At 38.7% G+C, this 20,281-nt stretch carries 14 protein-coding genes and 2 pseudogenes; 11 read left to right on the top strand and 5 right to left on the bottom strand.

Annotated elements, in window-relative coordinates; genetic code table 11:
- From PE36_RS21650 to PE36_RS21635, 4 genes are all read right to left on the bottom strand, one after another.
- Positions 1-930, bottom strand: a 930-nt coding sequence (locus PE36_RS21650) for an NOL1/NOP2/sun family putative RNA methylase (protein WP_043994960.1), incomplete at its 3' end; no start/stop codon positions are given.
- Between the two features lie 92 nt (positions 931-1,022).
- On the bottom strand, positions 1,023-3,737 hold the full coding sequence (locus PE36_RS21645; protein ID WP_006034247.1) for a PqiB family protein: 2,715 nt from the start codon (positions 3,735-3,737) through the stop codon (positions 1,023-1,025).
- Entirely contained in the window at positions 3,724-4,347 is a 624-nt protein-coding gene (locus PE36_RS21640) for a paraquat-inducible protein A (RefSeq protein WP_006034246.1), read from the bottom strand. The genes PE36_RS21645 and PE36_RS21640 overlap by 14 nt, the downstream gene beginning before the upstream one ends.
- Complete coding sequence (locus PE36_RS21635; RefSeq protein WP_006034245.1) at positions 4,334-4,942, bottom strand: paraquat-inducible protein A; 609 nt, start codon at positions 4,940-4,942, stop codon at positions 4,334-4,336. Before PE36_RS21635 ends, PE36_RS21640 begins: the two co-directional genes overlap by 14 nt.
- A gap of 648 nt (positions 4,943-5,590) precedes the next feature.
- Here PE36_RS21635 and PE36_RS21630 point away from each other — a divergent pair.
- Positions 5,591-6,397, top strand: coding sequence for a helix-turn-helix transcriptional regulator (locus PE36_RS21630; RefSeq protein WP_006034244.1), 807 nt, complete (start codon positions 5,591-5,593; stop codon positions 6,395-6,397).
- A gap of 89 nt (positions 6,398-6,486) precedes the next feature.
- On the top strand, positions 6,487-7,044 hold the full coding sequence (locus PE36_RS21625; RefSeq protein WP_006034243.1) for a YbhB/YbcL family Raf kinase inhibitor-like protein: 558 nt from the start codon (positions 6,487-6,489) through the stop codon (positions 7,042-7,044).
- Positions 7,045-7,264: 220 nt separating this feature from the next.
- Here PE36_RS21625 and PE36_RS21620 read toward each other — a convergent pair whose 3' ends face one another.
- Positions 7,265-7,531, bottom strand: coding sequence for a site-specific integrase (locus PE36_RS21620; RefSeq protein WP_006034242.1), 267 nt, complete (start codon positions 7,529-7,531; stop codon positions 7,265-7,267).
- Positions 7,532-7,882: 351 nt separating this feature from the next.
- Between PE36_RS21620 and PE36_RS24805 the strand changes: the two are divergent.
- From PE36_RS24805 to PE36_RS21575, 9 genes and pseudogenes are all read left to right on the top strand, one after another.
- Positions 7,883-8,427: pseudogene (locus tag PE36_RS24805) on the top strand (transposase); the annotation flags it as partial.
- Between the two features lie 596 nt (positions 8,428-9,023).
- Positions 9,024-9,704 (top strand): hypothetical protein, encoded by a 681-nt coding sequence (locus tag PE36_RS21610; RefSeq protein ID WP_043994958.1) that lies wholly within the window; start codon positions 9,024-9,026, stop codon positions 9,702-9,704.
- Between the two features lie 111 nt (positions 9,705-9,815).
- Positions 9,816-10,274 (top strand): hypothetical protein, encoded by a 459-nt coding sequence (locus tag PE36_RS21605; RefSeq protein WP_006034239.1) that lies wholly within the window; start codon positions 9,816-9,818, stop codon positions 10,272-10,274.
- A gap of 252 nt (positions 10,275-10,526) precedes the next feature.
- Positions 10,527-12,056, top strand: coding sequence for an ISNCY family transposase (locus PE36_RS21600; protein ID WP_006034238.1), 1,530 nt, complete (start codon positions 10,527-10,529; stop codon positions 12,054-12,056).
- A gap of 317 nt (positions 12,057-12,373) precedes the next feature.
- Positions 12,374-12,685: a YebG family protein gene (locus tag PE36_RS21595; RefSeq protein ID WP_006034237.1), complete on the top strand. Its 312-nt coding sequence runs from the start codon at positions 12,374-12,376 to the stop codon at positions 12,683-12,685.
- 205 nt (positions 12,686-12,890) lie between these two features.
- A complete protein-coding gene (gene proQ / locus PE36_RS21590; RefSeq protein ID WP_006034236.1) occupies positions 12,891-13,523 on the top strand; it encodes an RNA chaperone ProQ in 633 nt (210 codons plus the stop codon).
- Between the two features lie 113 nt (positions 13,524-13,636).
- The gene (prc, locus tag PE36_RS21585) at positions 13,637-15,637 is read left to right on the top strand and encodes a carboxy terminal-processing peptidase (protein ID WP_006034235.1); all 2,001 of its coding nucleotides are present in this window, start codon (positions 13,637-13,639) and stop codon (positions 15,635-15,637) included.
- A gap of 92 nt (positions 15,638-15,729) precedes the next feature.
- Positions 15,730-18,342 (top strand): aminopeptidase N, encoded by a 2,613-nt coding sequence (pepN, locus tag PE36_RS21580; protein ID WP_006034234.1) that lies wholly within the window; start codon positions 15,730-15,732, stop codon positions 18,340-18,342.
- A 264-nt stretch (positions 18,343-18,606) separates the two neighbouring features.
- A pseudogene (locus PE36_RS21575) lies at positions 18,607-20,281 on the top strand (NAD-glutamate dehydrogenase domain-containing protein); the annotation flags it as partial.

The raw sequence follows: 20,281 nt of genomic DNA, 5'->3' as shown, positions 1-20,281 counted from the left end.
CTTAGCAACAAAGAAGCCTTCACTATCATAAATCTGTGGCCAAACGTGTAAGAAACCTTCGGCAGTCAAACAATTATTCGCGGTTGGGAATAAATCGTTAAGCGGGATAACTTCTGCATTGTCAGGGTATAAATCAAGTAGGTGTTGGCAAACCGCTTGGTTTTCAATTCCGTTCAATGTACAGGTTGAATAAATTAACGTACCACCGGGTTTTAACGCTTTAAATGCACTGTCAATTAACTCTTTCTGAATATCGGCGATGTCATTGATACTTTTTAAAGACCAATTAAGCATTGCTTTGTCGTCTTTACGGATCGCGCCCTCACCAGAACAAGGCGCATCAAGCAATACGGCATCAAACATTTCTGGTAACCAAGTGCCAAACACATTTGCATCATAGTGACTAAGCGCTACATTTTTGATACCACAGCGTTTAATGTTCGCACTGAGCACTTTTAAACGGCTTGATGATAATTCGTTAGCCACAATGAAATTGTTATTATTACAGAGTGCTGCGATCTGACTTGTTTTTGAACCCGGTGCGGATGCGCAATCGAGGATGGTATTATATTGTGCGGTTGGACCTGAAACTTGCTCTTTGAATAGTGCTGTAACAGGCAGCATCGAGCTTGCTTCTTGAATATAGAAAAGGCCCGCAATATGTTCCCAACTATTACCGAGTTTGGTATCGGTATTTTCTTGTTCTAACCAAAAACCTTCTTCACACCATGGCACCGGGGTTAATAACCATTGTTTTGTTTTAGCTAATTGCTTAAATGCTTCAACAGAGATCTTAAGTGTATTGACACGTACACTGGTTTTCAATGGTGTTTTGCAGCACGTTATAAAGTCATCCATAGAGAGATGGTCGGGAATAATGTTACCCATTAACGTCAGGTAATCTTCAGGCAGTTTTATATTGGAATGCACTTTACAGGCTCAATTGAATAATAAGGGGGTATTTTATCATATACCCCAGCTACTTCAAGGTTGAGATTGTTGAAGTAGCTGGGATGGCCGGTTTACATGGCGGTTTTTTCTATCTTGGTATCCCATTTAAGCCAATCTGGATTAACTTCTTGGGCTAAATCGAATTTTGAAAAGGGCGCTGCAATCTGACTGTTTTTGTTTGTCTTAGGTGTCGCAAACGCAATGCCGCCAGATAAAATCGTTTTTAATGATTCGGCTTTTAAGGTTGCGCCGGTGAGACCGATATCGACATTAAACCCAGAAACAGCCCAAAATTGACTATCATTGCGCACTAAGTGTTGATACTTAGGTTCAATGTTCAAGGTGATGAGCACTTTATCACTTTGCGCTGACAATGCTGAGTGGGTTATGGAGCCGACTTCTATCTGGCGGAAGTAGACGGGTGTACCCGCAGTTAACCCCATCAATCGTTCACTGATGACGGTGACGGATAATCCGACATCTTCAGACGCAATTTCGGGTGCGCCGTTGAGGACTTTAAAGCGCTTGACGGTATTACCGTTACCTTTCGTTACGTTGATATAAGCACCAGATAGCAAGGTATTCGCATTTTTAATGCCATCTAGGCCAACTTCGATACGCTCTAACCAGTACTGGCTGCCTTGTTGTATGAAGTATTTTGCATAGTCAGTGTCTAATTTCGCTGTTGCTTCAATAAAACCTTGCTCTATTTTTAGTTTTATTGCGCTGATCTCGCCGACCTTGATACCCTTGTGTTTAATTTCAGTGCCCACATTGATATCAGTACCTGATGTGAATGTTAATGTCACTGTTGGGCGGTCGTCGGTTGCGGCTGCAAAGCTACGAAACAGTTTGTAATGTGTTGCGCGTGATTTAGCAAGGCTGACTTTGTTGTCATTAACCGGTTTGATGTTATCAAAGTTAATGCCACCAGCGATAATAGTCAGTAACGATTCGGTTTGCACTTTTAAGTTACTTAAACTACCAGAAATATCAATCCCAGATACATCCCAAAATACGCTGTTTTTATTAATTAAGTGTGCATACTGGCTGAGGATATCCAAGGTGATGACAATATGTTCATTGTCGGCAGCCAAACGGAAATCAGCTACCGAACCCACTTTTAATTTACGATAATAAACTGGCGCACCATTTGCGATCACATGGCTAGGTTTACTCAATAGGGTAATGGTCTTATTGGCCTTAAACGCATTGCTACCTAATTTTGCAAGGGCAAGGGAAGGGTAAAGTTGATATTGTTGATTGCGGCGTTTAGATTTGAACACTGGATCATTAACAAGTTCGATACCACCACTGACTAATGCTGCAATAGGTGATGACTTGATATTAAGACCTGAGATACTCGCATCGACTGATACTCCGCTTATATTAATAAAGCGTGTCGAACGGCGAAGTAGATGTGCATAATCTTGATAGATGTTCACGTTTAAATCAATCAAATTGGTTTTGGTGTTAAACATGACGCGGCTGATGTGGCCTACTGGGTAATTCTTGTAATAGATTTTATTGCCTACCGCTAAACCATTAGCATCATTAGCTGAAATCGAAATTTGTTTATGCGGAATAAGATCGTCAACGTTTGATACCAGATCAAATGTGGTTTGTAGTTCGCCTTTCCCGGGGGTGAATAATATAAAATTACCAGTGACAAGGTTCGCTACATTCTTACTTTCAGAAAGAGACAGGGTGGCTTTTTCAACCCAGAATTGGGTGCCTGCACGTAATAACTCAACAACTTCTGGGTCTATATCTGCGAATGCTTTTGCTGTTGGTGTTGTTTGTTGGGTTTCAGCGTCAATCAATTGGGTGATGACTTGGGTTATTTCGCCGACCTGTTGGCCATTTAAGTAGATGTTGTTACCAATTTTAATGTCATTGGTATTCGCCAAATTAAACTCAATTTCAACCGCTCGCTCAGCATCACTGACATTATTATAGAGATTATATGCGCGGTTATTTTCTGCTGGATTACCGTCAACTGGGGAATCAAACGCCAGTGCACCACTGATAATCGCGGTCAGACTTTCGGTTTGAATTGTCACCCCATCAAAACCAAATTCAGCATGGATACCACTGGCATTCCAAAAGCGTGAAGTGTCTTTTACCAGGTAGCTGTATTGTTCTTTAATGACGGCTTCAATTAATATTTGATCGGTGTCTTTATCTAGAGTGAAGTTGTGTACTTGGCCAACGGGGATCTTTTTATAAAAAATTTCTGAACCAGGACGAACAGAAGCTAATTTATCTGCGGTTAAGCGTACAATTAAACCTTGATCGTCAGGTAAGGTATTCGGTGCTGTTTGTACCGCATCAAATTCAACACTGTATTCACCATCGCCGGGTAATAAGTTGATATAATTACCTGTGACAAGCGCATCTAACCCTGAAATACCGGCAATGGAAGCTTTGGGTGCGACTAACCAAAACTGTGTGTTTAGGCGTAAAACGGGTTCCGCTTTACTGTCTATTTCGGCGGTAACATAAACACCTTTAAGATCGTCATCTAATGCTATTTTCTTCACTTTACCGATATTTAAACCTTGATACTTGATCAGGGTTTTACCTTCCACAATGCCATTCGCATTGTCAAAATGAACACGTATTTCAATGCCAGCTTGCGCAATGCTTTGGTACATGAGGTAAATCCCAAGTAAGACGGCGACAATTGGCAGTAACCAGATAGGCGACATCACATTCGGTTTGTGTAATACAGGTTTAGGTGCATTACAATTATCCGGCATTTGTGGTTCGTTATTTTCTTTCATTTTTATGGTTTAAATCCCAAATTAAACGTGTGTCAAAACTTTCAGCGGCGAGTATTGTTAATATAATAACAAAACCAAAGCAAGTTGCTCCATATCCGGGATCGACTGAGAGTAAATTTCCTCGGTTGATCACCGCGACCATAATCGATATAACAAACAAATCCATAATTGACCATTTGCCAATCCAATGAATTGCATTAAATAATAATAATTTTCGTTTTGGTGCAATATATATCTTATTTTGAACAGATAATAAAATAAGCATTAAACCAATGATTTTAAATAAGGGCACCAAAATCGACGCGATGAAGATAATAATCGCGATGCCTAAGTTATCACTTTTTGCCAATGCGATAGTACCTGACATGATGGTATCCGGCGTGGTATTACCTGTACTGGTCAATGTGCTAATAGGCAAAAAATTGGCAGGGATCATCATGAACGCAGCGGTGATTAACAAGGCCCATGTTTTTTGGATACTACGCGGTATTCGAAAATGAACACGGGTAAAACAACGCGGACAACGCTGTCGTTTTACATCCTGCTCGACGCTGATCAGTAGACTACATTCTTGGCATCTTACGATTTGATTGTCTTTAGCGTTTTGCATTTTTTTCCATCTTTTGCCAGAAAAGTTCCAGATTAAGTCCATACATTATAAGGCTTGAAACAAACATAAGTGAGACGAAACTCAATAAACCGAGTTGCAATTTAATGTCTGCAATGTCAGAGAGTTTAAAGACGGCAATTAAAAAGCTCACCAGATAAACTTCTAACATACTCCATTCTGTAAAAAACTTAACGAGTTTAAGCAATAATATTAGCTGTGGCGTATTACGTTTAGTGAGTAATAATAAACAAACTTGTACCAGACAAGATAAAAAGAGAAAAGGCGCAATGAAACTGCAAAAGATAACGAGTAGACCGACGAAGTAAAACTTTTTCTCTAATAAAACCCATGCTCCTTGAATCAGCGTGGCTGACTCTTCAACCCCCAACAGAGTGATGGTAAACATAGGAAATACATTTGCGATAATAACGAGAATAAACCCGGTAATTGAAAGCGCTAAAATGGTGCTAATCGAAAATAATGTATTTGTATACAATAGACTATTGCAGCGAGGGCAATGCGCAAGTTTATTTTTTTCTAAAACAACATGCTCAACAATCAGATCACATTTATTACAGACATTAATATTGGTCATTTATACCCGCTAATAGCTAATTACTTATGCTTGTATACATGCTTAATTTAAGCGATAAATGTAGCACGTTCCATAATGAGTTCATTAATAGCATTATTTTATTGCAAATATCAACAGAATCGCAAGTTATCATCATAGGTTTCTACCAAATAATACATATTTAGTATGTGGTAACAACAATCAAGCATATTTTATGCGTTGTTTATGTGATTGCTCTAAAGAGGTTTCCCCCCTAAATGGCTTAGATCTTCAACTCATCAACTATATGTTCATATCGGTTTGCCATAGATTTTATCATGTAAAATTTATCAACTGAGTTGATCATATTTATGCATAAATAAAACGGTTAGATAGAATGATTATATACAGTGTTATTGGTCTTTTGGTGAAAGCAGTCGCGATTTGTCAAAAGACAGTCAGGTTTATCTTGTAGCCGAAAATTAATATCAATATACTTAGTTACATAGCTAGTCTTGCATATAATTTTCAAGACTAAATAAATAATTTACAGGACGACTCGTTCCCTCTGAGGTTTACAATATAATCTTATGTTTCAACTGATTAGTTACCTTTTGTAGCGGTTAATTAATTTGGCAAATCGAGACGTCCTACCATACAAATAGTTAGGCTCTGTATCTATAGGAAACCATGGTAAATCTGCTGAGTACGATTAAAAATACAATGAACGAAAAGCATGAGCTGCCTTTTTCTGTGTACACCTCAATCAAAGAGCAAAACCTGTTAAATGTCCCCATTGTAAAACCATTATTGATTATTGTTCTTAGCGGAGATAAAGAGCTCGGCAAGGATAACGAATTAATCTGTCATCCTGGTGATTTTATCTTTTTATCTAGTAGCCCTGCGATAAATATGCGCAACATACCAAAAGGTAAAGAGTATTTTGCATTGTTAATAGAGTTTGATTATCAAGATTTTAATGGCCTTAAAACCAGTGCATTAAATAAACAAGATTATTGTATTGGGAAAATAACAGCCACTTTAGAAAAATGTTTACAGCAATTTGTTGAAAGTTCACTCTGGGCTCCTGAACAATTGTGGCCTTTACGAAAAAGAGAGATCGTAGAATTACTGTGCCACATGGGTTATAAAGAAATTTTATCCATGGTAGGAAACCCCAAGGTAGGACATCGATTGCATGATATGTTCTGTGATCAGGATTTTCATCAATTAACCATTGAACATATTTGTGATCAGCTGGCAATGAGTGAATCAACGCTACGCCGAAAACTCAAGACAGAAGGTACAAGTGTGCAAGAGATTAAGGATCAAGCAAGACTTGGTCTAGGTTTGCATTTGTTGCAAACAACGCATTATTCCATTGTTCTGATTGCTGAAAAATGTGGCTACCAATCTCAATCACGATTTACAGAGCGTTTTAAAGGACGGTTTGGTTTAACACCATCTGAACTCCGAAAAACTAAAATGGCGGATTAGGGCGAAAGTGTGACGGTTTTGAGACTATATAGGCAGAAGTAAAAGGCTAATATATGTCTTAAATCAAATACCCACTAATAAGGATTATTATGCGTCATACACTTAAACTTCTTTCAGTTTTATCACTTAGCGTTTCGGCATCTATATTTGCAGGGCCTTTTACATTGTCTAGCCAAGACATTGCTCAAGGAGAATTCATGTCTAAAGCACAAGAATTCAATGGATTTGGTTGTTCAGGAGGTGATTTGTCGCCACATCTTAAATGGTCTGACGCACCGAAAGGCACAAAAAGCTTTGCTATTACAGCCTATGATCCCGATGCTCCTACAGGCAGTGGTTGGTGGCATTGGCAGATAGTCAACATACCAATGACAGTGATGGAGATACCGACCGGCGCTGGGAATAAAAAAACCAGTAGCGCACCAACAGGCAGTTCTCAAATACAAAATGATTACGGCAGTCGAGGTTTCGGTGGCGCTTGTCCACCTGAAGGCCATGGTGTACATCACTACCGCTTTACGATACATGCACTTTCCGTAGACAAACTTGAATTACCAGAAGATGCTTCGGGTGCATTAGCGGGCTACATGATAAATGGACACACAATAGAATCAAGTACGATTGAATCTTTGTACAAACGAGACTAGCCTATAAATAAGAATAGGTGTCGCGCTGCCGGCACCTTATTCGGGTGATACCCACACACTTCATTTCATGTTGCCAGCAAGGACAAATGCGTATCGTTTTGGTCTGTATTAGTGCTTTCAATACGGGCTGCCGATTGTATAAATTCATCAATATTAATTGGTACGTAGTCGCAGTCTGTTGGCATTACCATGTAAAAAACCATAGTCTCGAACCCGATTATTAATCTAAAGTGTAGCGGTAGAAGAACTGCAAGACATTACGGTCGATATTAACGGTGCTCCATGAATGCATTTGGATAAGGCTATTGACATATTCTTTTAAATTAGCAGCAGTGAGTTCATCGGGTGATTTATTAGAATAAGCAGAAATACGCCGAACTGCACGAGAATAACAATCAATGGTTTCGGGTCGTTTACCTTGCAACCTTAGGTTGGTAAGGTGTTGTTCATAAAGATAACTAAATCGTTGTTGCTGTGAATAATGCATAATAAACACTCTTACTAAGACACAACTATAATAGTGATGCTATTGGAGAGTATGAATGGTGGGGCAATGACTCCGCCGCACAGCGGCTTCGTTCAACAAAGCATTTAAGAGTGATTCCCAACGCTTGGCATTCCAGTTCAAAGTTAGGTTTTGTGTTTAAGGCGTAATAGTTTAGGCTCGGTGGTAGCGTTGATCACCACTTAACGCGGCATTAATCTAAATTAACGCCATTCTTTTTGTAATGTGAATAGTATCCTCTAAAGTTATTACCCTAAGCCATTAATTAGATGGTACACCCCACCGATACGCTAAACTTTACACTGTTAGGTTTAGTAAATAAAGGTGACCATCATGACTGCTATTCGCGTTATTGGAATAGATTTAGGTAAAAATACGTTTCATCTTATTGGCCATGATTATTCAGGTAAAGGGTCTTTAGGAAGAAGCTTAATCGTCAAAAATTGCTCCAGTTATTATCTGTTCATGAACCCGTTATCATCGCTATGGAAGCATGTGGTGGGGCTCATTGGTTAGCTAGAAGATGTGAATATTATGGTCATCAGGTAAAGTTAATTCCGGCTCAATATGTAAAACCTTTTTCAGTATTTAGCTGATAACAACGAACCTGTTCCGCCAATGCTAATCATAGATCTTAGAGAGCAACTCGATCATTACCATCAGTTAAATCCATGGATTAAAGACCAAGAAAATAAACTTGATAATTTATTTAAAGAAAATGAATTATGTCTCTACTACAAAGCGTTCCAGGCATTGGTCCAATGACAGCATCGTGTTGCTTGTCTGCTGTTGGGAACCCGCATGATTTTGCTAATGGGTGTAATTTTACTGCTTGGATTGGCTTAGTACCTCGCCAATATTCGACAGGAGGTAAAAAAATACTTTGCCATTTATGAGGACTATCTAGCGCGGATCTCATCGTAGAGCTGGGACTAATGTAAGTCTCAAACAGACTCTGAATACATTAGCGCAAACCAACTCCGTTATTTTTGATTATTACTTGCAAAACGGGGTGTATTATACATACTGTCCATCAATGGCTTAGGGTAATAGTTCTAAGCCGAAACTGCCCCTTTCTGCGTTAGAGTAGTTACTCATACTTAATATCCTTACATTAATTTGCCATATATTTTCTTATGGCTAAATACTGTGATTACATTCAGGTATAATTTGAATTTACAAAAATTAAGAAAATATATTATTTTAACATGCCAAAATATCTAGCTTATAAACTGATAGCGACTACTAATATGTTGATTTTTAGGTGTGATTTGTACTTCGATAAAGTTTACATAGGTCTATATAAATACCGCTCTTTTTTTTATCCGTGTTTTATTTGACTTTGGATTGATGTCCATCAGTATCTATTTGTAATTTAACGTGAATTTGCTATTGTAGATAGTTATTAAGTTGAAATTAAATTCGCTTTATACAGAATTCTGTATAGTAAACTGTTATGCACAATGGAGAGATCATGACTGATTGGGAAATATTTTGCGAAGATGTCCCTTGGTTTCTAAGCAAAGACGCAAAGGTTTCTATAGCTAAGGAATCACCTGGATTTGCTTTTTCTTCTGAAGTTGAACTGCAACTCCCTTTACTTACCAAACTATTGCGGTGTTCATCTGTTACTAGGATTTATATCAGTGGAATTGAACATGATCTCTTGAGTTGGGATTCACTAGATGGCTACAGAATGGGGTGGCTAACATTAGCTCCGAATCGCGTTACGGATAAAACGGAACTCGTAGGGTTACACGAACAACTACTTGCCTGTTTTGGTGGTGTTATTGAAAGGTTTAATGAACCAGAAGACACTTGGCTTCTTAATACAAATGGCTTCCTTACAAGAAAGGAAGCAAGCAATGATGCAACTTTCATTGAAGACTACGATTGGGCTTTCGAAGATGAAGGAGTCCAAATACCAATAGACCCAAATGAATTCTATTGTGTACTACGTGAGGCCAATGGAAATACGACTATATGTCACAAAAAAACAGGTGAAATCATTCTTTTCGCAGCTGACCATTCGTTTGACCATATAACTCCAATGAAGGGCTGCCCAGAATATACTCTATATGACATAACCGGCAGTGAAAATTTTATCACTTGGGTTGAGTCAATAGCCCAACAGTGGTTAGATAAAATTGCATAACAAGGGCAGGCAATCAGACAGTCAAAACTGTCACTCGTTTTGCCCAAAACACGGCAAAACAAGCGCCATTTTTGCCGGCAGTTGCTGCCGGCGTTAGGTGAGGTATCTGGTATGACAAAAATCTCTGGAGCTACATTCTTCTATAAGAAACTGTTTCCTACCTTTGTTTTTGGTTTTTTCATCTTTTGTATCACTCTTACTATCGTACATGACGGCATCACTTCTGATAATTCAGTAGGGCTTGCGGCAATAGTAGCAATGATGGTTTATGTCTTCTTCTTTTTCAAAAAATTAGCATGGGATATGGTTGATGAAGTATTTGATTGCGGTGATAGCTTAATTTACCGTTCGAATGGCAATGAAACTAGAGTAATGTTGAGTGATATCATTCGTATTGATTGTGCTCATTGTCACTCACCTGAAAGAGTAAAAATCATTGCCCATTCGACAACTGGTACTGAGGTTGAATTTGCCTTTTGCCTTATAGGTAGGGTCATGCTCAATTCTCGAGACAAAAATCCGGTGGTGTTGGAATTGATGGAGAGGGTTGAGCAAGCAAAAATCACCTAACAAGGCGTTAATGTCAATTTCGCCATACTTTCAGTAATGCGGAATGTCCTCTTTGAAGCATAAGCACTAAGCCATTTATGTCCATCAATGGCTTAGTGCAATAAAGTTAAGCCTTGTGAACACCAAGGGACTCTGTCGTACCATAACTACCAAGCGACTCTGTCGTTTTTATAATTACCAAGGGAAATTGACGGATCGAATTTTTAAGTAATCCTCTAAGTATCACCGTGTACTTTTCAGAGGTTACTAAGGATGATCGTGATGAATTCCCAATCCCAGCTCACTGTTGATGTGATCGCTAAGGTTGCTGAAGGTAAAATCAGCATTCTTAATGCCTCAAAACTGCTCAACAAGTCCTGCCGTACTATTGAACGCTATCTCAGTCGATATAAAAAAGATGGCATTCGTTTTGTTGTCCATGGCAACACGGGTAAAACACCAACCAACAAGATCCCCGACTCATTAAAAAGACAAGTTCAGTCACTTATTAAAGATAAATATTATGATTTCAACATGTTGCACCTCATTGATATCTTGAGGGTGAGAGAAGGAATTCAAGTGAAGCGTGAAACGCTTCGCTCTTGGGCTCATGCTATTCACCATGTGAAACGGGCTAAGCATCGTCGTTCAAAAGTGAGAAGAAGGCGTGAACGTATGGAATCATCGGGATTAATGCTGCAAATGGATGGTAGTCCACACCTGTGGTTTGGTCAGAAGAAGTCTTGCTTGATCGCCATTATCGCCATTATCGACGATGCAACCAGTGATATCCATGCTGAGTTTTTTCCGTCCGAGACTACCGAAGGTTGCATGAAAGTAATGAAGACTTATATCGAGAAGCGAGGGCTATTTAAGACACTTTACGTTGATAGATCGGGCATCTTTGGTGGGCCGAAGCGTTGTAACTTCTCACAAATGCAAAGGGCATGTGAAGAGCTCGGGATCGAGATCATCTTTGCCAACTCGCCTCAAGGTAAAGGTCGGGTTGAACGTGCATTCGATACCTTTCAAGATCGCTTGGTGCCAGAGCTCCGCCTGGCAGAAATAACGGACATGGACAGCGCTAATCATTATCTGCAAAATACCTTTATTCCAGATTATTGGTTGAAACAACTCACTGTCCATGCAAAGAATATCCATTCAGAATTTAGACCAGTCCCAGCGTACATCAACCTTGATGCTGTCTGCGTTCAGAAGGAATACAGAAAAATCCGTCGTGATCATACCTTCAGTTACAACAACACCATGTACATAATAGATTCCCCCTTAAGGCATTCAATCGTGAGCCATAAAGTAGAAATACGGAAACAGTTGGGTGGCGGCTTTGCCGCTTATTTTGCCGATCGTAAGCTCACCATCGCTGAAATAAAGGAACCATGCAAACTCACGGAATATGGAGAGGAAGTACAGAGGAAGCTTGATACCATCAAGCTTGCTGAAGAGCTTGGCAACCTATCTGAAGCAGCTCGAATCAGCGGTTGCTCAAGGGAAAGCATCTACAATAATCGACGCTTACTTGAAACTCAGGGGCCTCTGGCGCTCAAAAGGATGTATGGTATCCCTCGTAATACCAATCGTATCGATCAAGATGTTGAAGATAAAGTCATCGAGCTGACATTAGAAAAACCTCACCTGACCCAAATCCCTATCTGCAGTGAAATGATGAAAAGGCACGACATATCAATCAGTCACTCGACAATTAGAAACATCTGGGTAAGAGAAAAGCTGAATACTAAGGTGTTACGGATCGAGCGTGCAGAAGCATTAGCGAAAACCCCATAGTGAAAATGAGGGGGTGGACTAAACTTAACAGTGTAAATGACAAAGTCCCACGGTAATTACTCCGTCACACTCCCTCGGTAATCACAGCAATAAAGTTAAGCCTGTGAACGCTATAAGCCCTAGCTAACTCTGAATTGCCCCTTTGTACATGACTTTTCTTATAAATGGTAACTCACGAAATGTTATCCATAATATGTATGGGTAATGGTATAGATGCGGACCGCATATAATCACATTAAATAATTATCAATCACTTGAATAAATCAGGAATACTTAATACACTGTCATAATATACAGTGTATTTAGGGGACTGGCTCATGGCCGTAATAGTAAAGTATGTAGTTGAACGAAATGGTGTGGAAAAAATGACGTCTACAAGTAAAAAAGAAGCCGATACATACGACAAAATGTTAGATGTAGCCGATGGTCTTACTGACTTGATCAGTTCATCCTCACTTGATATGGATGATCGTCTTACTGAAGAGTTATCATTATATCTCGCACAAAACAGTGCATCACTACAGATAATATTGAAGGGTGGTAAATTAAAAGCGCCTGAAGAGAGTAAAGAAAAGACACCAAAAGTGAAAAAAGCGTCAAAAAGCACGGTAGAAAAAGAAGCGGCTTAATCTTTCATGCGGTTAAATATTGTTTGTCAAAGCATAAAAAACCACCGGAATAGTTATTTTTTAACACCTTGTAGGGTGAAGTTAGCGGATTAAAGATAGCATTTAATTGCAATCGCTCTATAATAGCGATAAATTTTATACATGCGATATAGCAAGATTACTGTTTTGTTATATCTGAACAATTAGAAGTAATTTAAGGTCATTCATGGAAAACATTGAAAAGCTAAAAAATAGCAAAGAAGTTATCGCTTATTTGGTAGAAATATTCCCAAAATGTTTCAGCGCAAAGGGCGAAGCTAAACCGCTAAAAATTGGCATTTTTCAAGATCTGGCTGAGCGTCTTAAAGAAGACTCTAAAGTTAGTAAAACATTATTACGTACGGCTCTTCGTCAGTATACTGCAAGCTGGCGTTACCTTCACGGCGCTAAAAAAGATGCTGTACGAGTTGACTTAGATGGCAACGACGCAGGTGTTTTAGATGCTGAGCATGTCGAGCATGCACAAAAAACACTTGAAGAAAGCAAAACCAAATTCTTCGCTGAACGTAATAAGAAAAATGCAGAACAGAAGGCCAACGCTGAAAAGAAAAAGCCTGCTGTTAAACGAGCGCCTAAAAAAGTAGTTAAAAAATCTGCACCTAAAGCGGATCAAAAGCCTACGATTAAAGTTGAACGTCCAGTAAATGAGTCGGAACTTAAATCAGGTCAATCTGTCAAAGTTGTAGTTGGTAAAGCACCGGTACAAGCAACTATCGTTGAAGTATCTAAAGATGGTGTTAAAGTTGAACTACTATCTGGACTTTCTCTAAAAGTAAAAAGAGAGCACCTTTTTGTATAAAGCAATAAGCGTGTTCTAAATTTTTAGTAGTTGAGTGTTAGCTAAATATATGAAAATTAGCTAATACTTGTCTATTATTAATTTAGCGTTACTTATTCTCAAAAGGATTTTTAATGAAAAAAGTTTTAACACGAACTTTTATCAGTGCTTCGGTACTATTAGCCACCTATGCGCATGCATTTGAACCCGCTATATCAATTCAAGAACTCCCTACATTAAAGCAAGAAGCTCAGCATTCTGAAGCAAGCAAACGTCTCGTTAATCTTTTCACGCGCTCTCACTATAAATCAGTTGATTTTGATAACGCTTTTGCTGTTGAAGTTTTCGATCGGTATTTAAAACAGCTTGATGCTTATCGTACAATTTTTTTGCAGAGTGATATAGATAGCTTTAATAAGTATGCGCTTTCGTTTAAGAAAGACTTCCGTCAGGGTCGTCTTGCACCTGCTTATGATATTTATACGGTTGGCTTACAACGTCGTTATGAACGATTTGCCTTTGCATTATCCTTACTTGAAACTGAAATTAAATTCGATACAAATGACGAATATTATTTCGACACCTCTGAATCAGAATGGGCTAAAACGACAGCACAACTTGATGAACTATGGCGTCAGAAGGTTAAGTATGAAGCACTTAATTTAAAATTAACCGGTAAAGACTGGCCTGAGATAAAAAAATTACTGCATAAGCGTTATGATACTGCAATCAAACGGTTAAAACAGACACAAAGTGAAGATGTTTTCCAAACATTGATGAACTCGTATGCACGTAGTATCGAGCCGCACACGTCCTATTTATCACCTCGTAATGCTGATCGTTTCAAAACAGAAATGAACCTTTCTTTAGAAGGTATTGGTGCTGTATTGCAAACTATTGATGATTACACCGTGATCCGCTCTTTAGTCGCTGGTGGACCGGCTGACGCAACAAAACAATTAAAAGCTGAAGATAAAATTGTTGGTGTTGCACAGGACGATCAAACAATTGTTGATATTGTCGGCTGGCGTCTAGATGATGTCGTTGATAAGATTAAGGGTCCTAAAGGCACCAAAGTCCGTCTTGAGATTGTGCGCGGTGAAGGTGCAAGTGCCAAGCACAAAATTGTGGAAATCATTCGTGACAAAGTACGTTTAGAAGACCGGGCTGCAAAATCAAAAATTATTGATGTTGATGGCGAGAAGGTTGGTGTTATCGAAATTCCAAGTTTCTACGACGGTCTAACTAAAAATGTGCTTACTGAAATAACGAAGCTAAAAAAAGACCAGGTTAGCTCTATTATTATCGATTTACGTGATAATGGTGGCGGCGCTTTAAAAGAAGCAAACTTGCTTTCAGGATTATTCTTTGATTCAGGCCCAACTGTTCAAGTACGTGATGCTAGAGATAAGGTTAATGTATTAGAAGACCGCGATGGTAAAACTTACTACGATGGCCCGCTTGTCGTATTAGTTAACCGTTATAGTGCTTCAGCATCTGAAATTTTTGCCGCGGCATTACAAGATTATGGTCGAGCATTAGTTGTTGGTGAACAAACATTTGGTAAAGGTACAGTGCAGCAGCATAGAACCTTAGCGCGTTTATATGATCTATATGACAAACCTATTGGTAGTGTGCAGTATACGATCTCTAAATTCTACCGCATTAATGGTGGTAGTACTCAGCTACGCGGTGTGCTGCCTGATATTACCTTCCCATCGGCTGTAAAACCAGAAGACACGGGTGAATCAATTGAAGATAATGCACTGGCTTGGGATCAAATCCGTAAGGCAAGTTATCAGCAATCACTGGCTCTGCAATCAACACTTAACAGTTTGACTCTAAAACATAATAAACGTGTTGCAGCAAACCCTGAATTTAGTTATATCCAAGAAGATATTATTAAATATAAACAAGAGCTTGATGTAAAAACCATTTCTTTACAAGAATCTGTGCGTATTAAAGAGCGTGAAAAGAACGAAGCAATTCGTTTAAACCGTTTAAATGAACGCTTAGAACGCAAGGAATTACCTGCGGTAAAATCGTTAGATGACAAGCCTGAAGATTTTGAATTTGACGATGCATTCCTGTTAGAAACAGCCAACATAGCCATTGATTTAAGCAAATCAAGCTAAACCACTTCTATTATTACTCCAAGTGCAGCGGGATGCTGCACTTTTTTTTCCTTTATTTTACGTCTCTATCCGTCGATAGATTAGGACTATAAATGACAATTACGCCTAATGCTAAGCATTTAAAAGACTATACAGCACCAAATTATTTTATTGATAATATCGATCTCGACTTTAATCTCGATGATTGTAAAACTAAAGTTGTTGCTATCAATAAAGTACGTCGTAGTGGTAGCCATAATGATCCGCTTATATTAGATGGTGTTGACCTAACTTTACTGGCCGTTTCTATCGATGGTCATCAAATTGATAATTACTTAGTTAAAGATAACCAACTGATTATCTCTGACTTACCTTCTGAATGTGTATTAATCATTGAGACCGAGATTAACCCTCTGGAAAACACCAGTTTAGAAGGCCTCTATAAATCAGCTGACGCATTCTGTACACAATGTGAGTCTGAAGGTTTCCGTAAAATTACCTATTATCTCGACCGTCCAGATGTGCTGGCTGTTTTTAGCACCAAGATCACGGCTGATAAAGCGGCATTCCCATATTTATTATCTAATGGTAACTGTGTTGATCGTGGTGAATTAGATAACGGCCGTCATTGGGTACAATGGCGTGACCCTTATCCGAAACCTGCGTATCTATTTGCTTTGGTGGCGGGTGACTTTGATGTATTAAGCGATAATTACATGACGACGTCTGGCCGTGATGTGAAGCTAGAATTGTTTGTTGATAAAGGTAATTTATCGCGTGGTCATCATGCTATTGAATCATTGAAAAAGTCAATGAAGTGGGATGAAGACCGTTTCGGTTTAGAATACGATCTTGATGTCTACATGATTGTTGCTGTTGATTTTTTCAACATGGGCGCAATGGAAAATAAAGGCCTTAACGTATTCAATTCTAAGTATGTATTAGCGGATGCGGCAAGTGCGACTGATGTTGATTACTTAGGTATTGAAGCGGTAATTGGTCATGAATATTTCCATAACTGGACGGGTAATCGCATTACTTGTCGAGATTGGTTCCAGTTAAGCCTAAAAGAAGGCTTAACTGTATTCAGGGACCAAGAATTCAGTTCTGATCTTGGGTCTCGTGCCGTTAATCGTATTCAAAACGTTAAAGTGTTACGTTCTGCACAATTCCCTGAAGATGCAGGCCCGATGGCACACCCAATTCGTCCGGCTTCAGTCATTGAAATGAATAATTTCTATACCGCGACTGTGTATAATAAAGGTGCTGAAGTTATTCGTATGATCCACACGTTATTAGGCGAAGCTAACTTCCGTGCGGGTATGGATCTATACTTTAAACGCCATGACGGACAAGCGGTTACCTGCGATGATTTTGTAGCATCCATGCAAGATGCATCAGGTATCGATCTGACACTCTTTAAGAATTGGTATTCGCAGTCCGGTACACCGCAAGTTACGGTTACTGATCATTACGATACGCAAAATAACACTTATACCTTATCAATGCAGCAGCATACCCCAAGTACTGCTGACCAAAAGGTAAAGCAAGTACTGCATATCCCTGTTGATATTGAATTACTTGACGAGCAGGGCAACAACATTGCTTTAACCTGTGAAGGTAAACCTGTTCACCATGTATTGAACCTTATCGAAAAACAGCAAGACTTTGTATTTGATAATGTCATGTCACCACCCGTACCAAGCTTGTTTAGAGAGTTCTCTGCGCCGATCAAGCTTAATTATGCTTATACCAATGAACAACTGGCGATGCTAATGGTGCATGCAAGTAATGATTTTGCGCGTTGGGATGCTTCACAGTTATTAATTAATAAACATGTAATTGAAAATGTTGCCCGTGTTGGTGATAAGCAGGAACTGGAATTGCCAGCAGCATTTGGTCAAGCTTTTCGTGACTTAGTTGATAATGAACAGTTAGACCCGGCTTTAAAAGCTGAGATGCTCCAGTTTCCATCAAATAATAGCTTGATGGGCTTGTTTGATGAGGTCGATGTTGATGCTTTGTTAACAGTAACTGGTTTTATTAAGTCTCAAATTGCCGTAAATGTAGCGCCAATATGTAGTGCTATTTATGCCAATATGCCAACACGATCTTATGAAATAGCGCACGATCATATAGCATTACGTTCATTAAAAAATGTATGTCTTGAGTATATTGCATTGGCGGATGTTACTGGTGTTAATGAATTGGTGTTAGGTCAATTTGAACAATCAGACAATATGACCGATACTATGGGCGCGATCAGTGCTGCCAATAAATCCCAATTGCCTTGCTTTAAAACCATGATGTCTGCATTTGAAACAACGTGGTCGCATGACGGTTTAGTCATGGATAAATGGTTTGTGCAAATAGGCGTTAGTCCGAGTGAAACCTGTCTGACGGTTGTCAAAGAAACCCTAGAACATGGTAGTTTTTCTTTAGCTAATCCGAATCGAACACGTTCATTAATAGGTAGTTTTTCTGCGCTTAACACTAAAGCCTTCCATGCAATTGACGGTAGTGGTTATGTATTTTTAACCGACATTCTGTGTAAACTAAACAGCAGTAACCCGCAAGTTGCATCGCGATTAATCACGCCGCTTATTGAATTTAAGAAATTTGATTCAATACGCCAAGCATTAATGAAAGCACAATTGGTTAGACTCAGTAAAATTGATGCTTTAGCAGCCGATTTGTTTGAAAAAATAGATCGTGCTTTAGCTTAACCTTTTCCACTAAACAACTAATTTAACATTAAGTTAAACGTTTGTTTTTATAAAAAATGGGTATTTTGAGCTATTTTGGCGACATATACCCACCTTTAGTAATTATTCAATGTTTTATTCTTAAAAACCTGCATTTATCTTTCTATCTTGTTGCCCCTGTAGCATTTTTATTACAAATATTAATGTTAGAATGCCCGCTTGAAACACCTCATAAGTTACTTTTTTAGCTAGACTTAATAAACCAAGATTTAAAGGATTGCTAGTATGTTGAATAAAACGCCTATTCCCGTGTTACTGGAAAACGTAATCAGCCTTGTAAAGACCAAAGTAGATGCGAAAAGCAATACTTTAGTCGAGCAGTTTGTCACTGCATTATATGCTGGAATGAGGCAAGACGATCTCTCTTCGCGTAGTGATAGTGATCTGTATTGTGCTGCAATTAGTTTGTGGAACAGGTTAAACAGTAGTAACAATAGCGGCCCTGATATCTGTGTTTACAATCCAGAAATCAGCCTAAATGGCTGGCAATCAACACATACGATTGTCGAAATTATTGTACAGGATTCACCTTTCCTCACTGAATCTGTAATGATGGCGCTGTCTCGACTTGGCGTTATTTCACATTTGATGTTGCATCAGCCGATTGCGTTGAAACGAGATGATCGTGGTCGTGTGAACAAAATTCTAACAAATCCTAAAAATGCGAAGAATTTTACTTCTGAAACTGTATTTTTGATTGAAATCGATCGTCAAACAGAAAGCAGTAAATTAGATGCAATTAACGCAGAATTAACGTCTGTATTAAATGAAATAGCGTTAGCGGTTAACGATTGGTCTCCTATGCAAGATAAATTGCTTTCTGTTATCGAACACTTGTCTGCAAAACCAAAGAAAAAGGGTATCGATTACACTGATACGCTTAAATTTTTGTCATGGTTAAGTGATCATAACTTCACCTTGCTGGGTTATCGTCATTACGATATCGAACCTGTAAAGGGTGATTACGTGATCACGCCTGATTGTGATTCGAGCTTGGGTATCATGAAAAATTCGGTAAACAACCAAGGTTATGGTTTGTCTAATTTGGCTGCTGACGCAAAAAGTGAAGTATTATCACAAAATACGCTTATTTTGACAAAGAGTGATGCAAAATCACGCGTGCACAGACCTGCAAATATTGATTATGTTGGCATTAAATTGTTTGATGAAAACAATAATGTTATTGGCGAAGAGCGTTTCATTGGTTTATACGCGTCATCAATTTATAACAGCAGTGCAATTGATATTCCGTTAATCAGCGATAAGATCAAACGTGTACTGGATGCGTCGGGTTATAACCCAGTTAATCACTCATACAAAGCACTGTTAAACATTTTAGAAACCTATCCTCGTGATGAGCTTATTCAATCTAGCGAAGCAGATATTTTGCATTGTGCGTTGGGTGTTCTACACATGCAGGATCGCGATCAAGTTAAATTGTTTGTTCGTAAAGACTTATTCGGTCGTTATTATTCTTGTATGGTTTACGTAACTAAAGAGCGTTACAACACGCAATTACGTGAGAAGACACAGCAAGTACTGGCGGACTACTTAGGTAGTGAAAAAGAAGTTGAATTTAATACCTATTTCTCTGAAGGTAATATGGCTAGAACACAATATCTTGTACACGTCGGTCCAAATGATAAACACATAAATGTAAACCTAGCTGAAATTGAGCAAAATTTAACAGAAGCAGCTAAATCTTGGAATGACAAATTAAAAACATCCATTGTAAGTCATTATGGTGAAGAAAAAGGTCGTTCTCTATCTGAGAAATACATCCATGCTTTCCCACAGTCTTATAAAGAGTATGTGTTACCAAATTCAGCGGTAGCTGACATTATTAAGTTAGAAAAGCTGTCTTCTGAACATAAGCTTGAAATGATCTTTTACCGCGCGC

The sequence above is a fragment of the Moritella sp. PE36 genome (assembly GCF_000170855.1).
Classification (GTDB): domain Bacteria; phylum Pseudomonadota; class Gammaproteobacteria; order Enterobacterales; family Moritellaceae; genus Moritella.
This window is presented reverse-complemented; position numbering and strand designations above follow the sequence as displayed.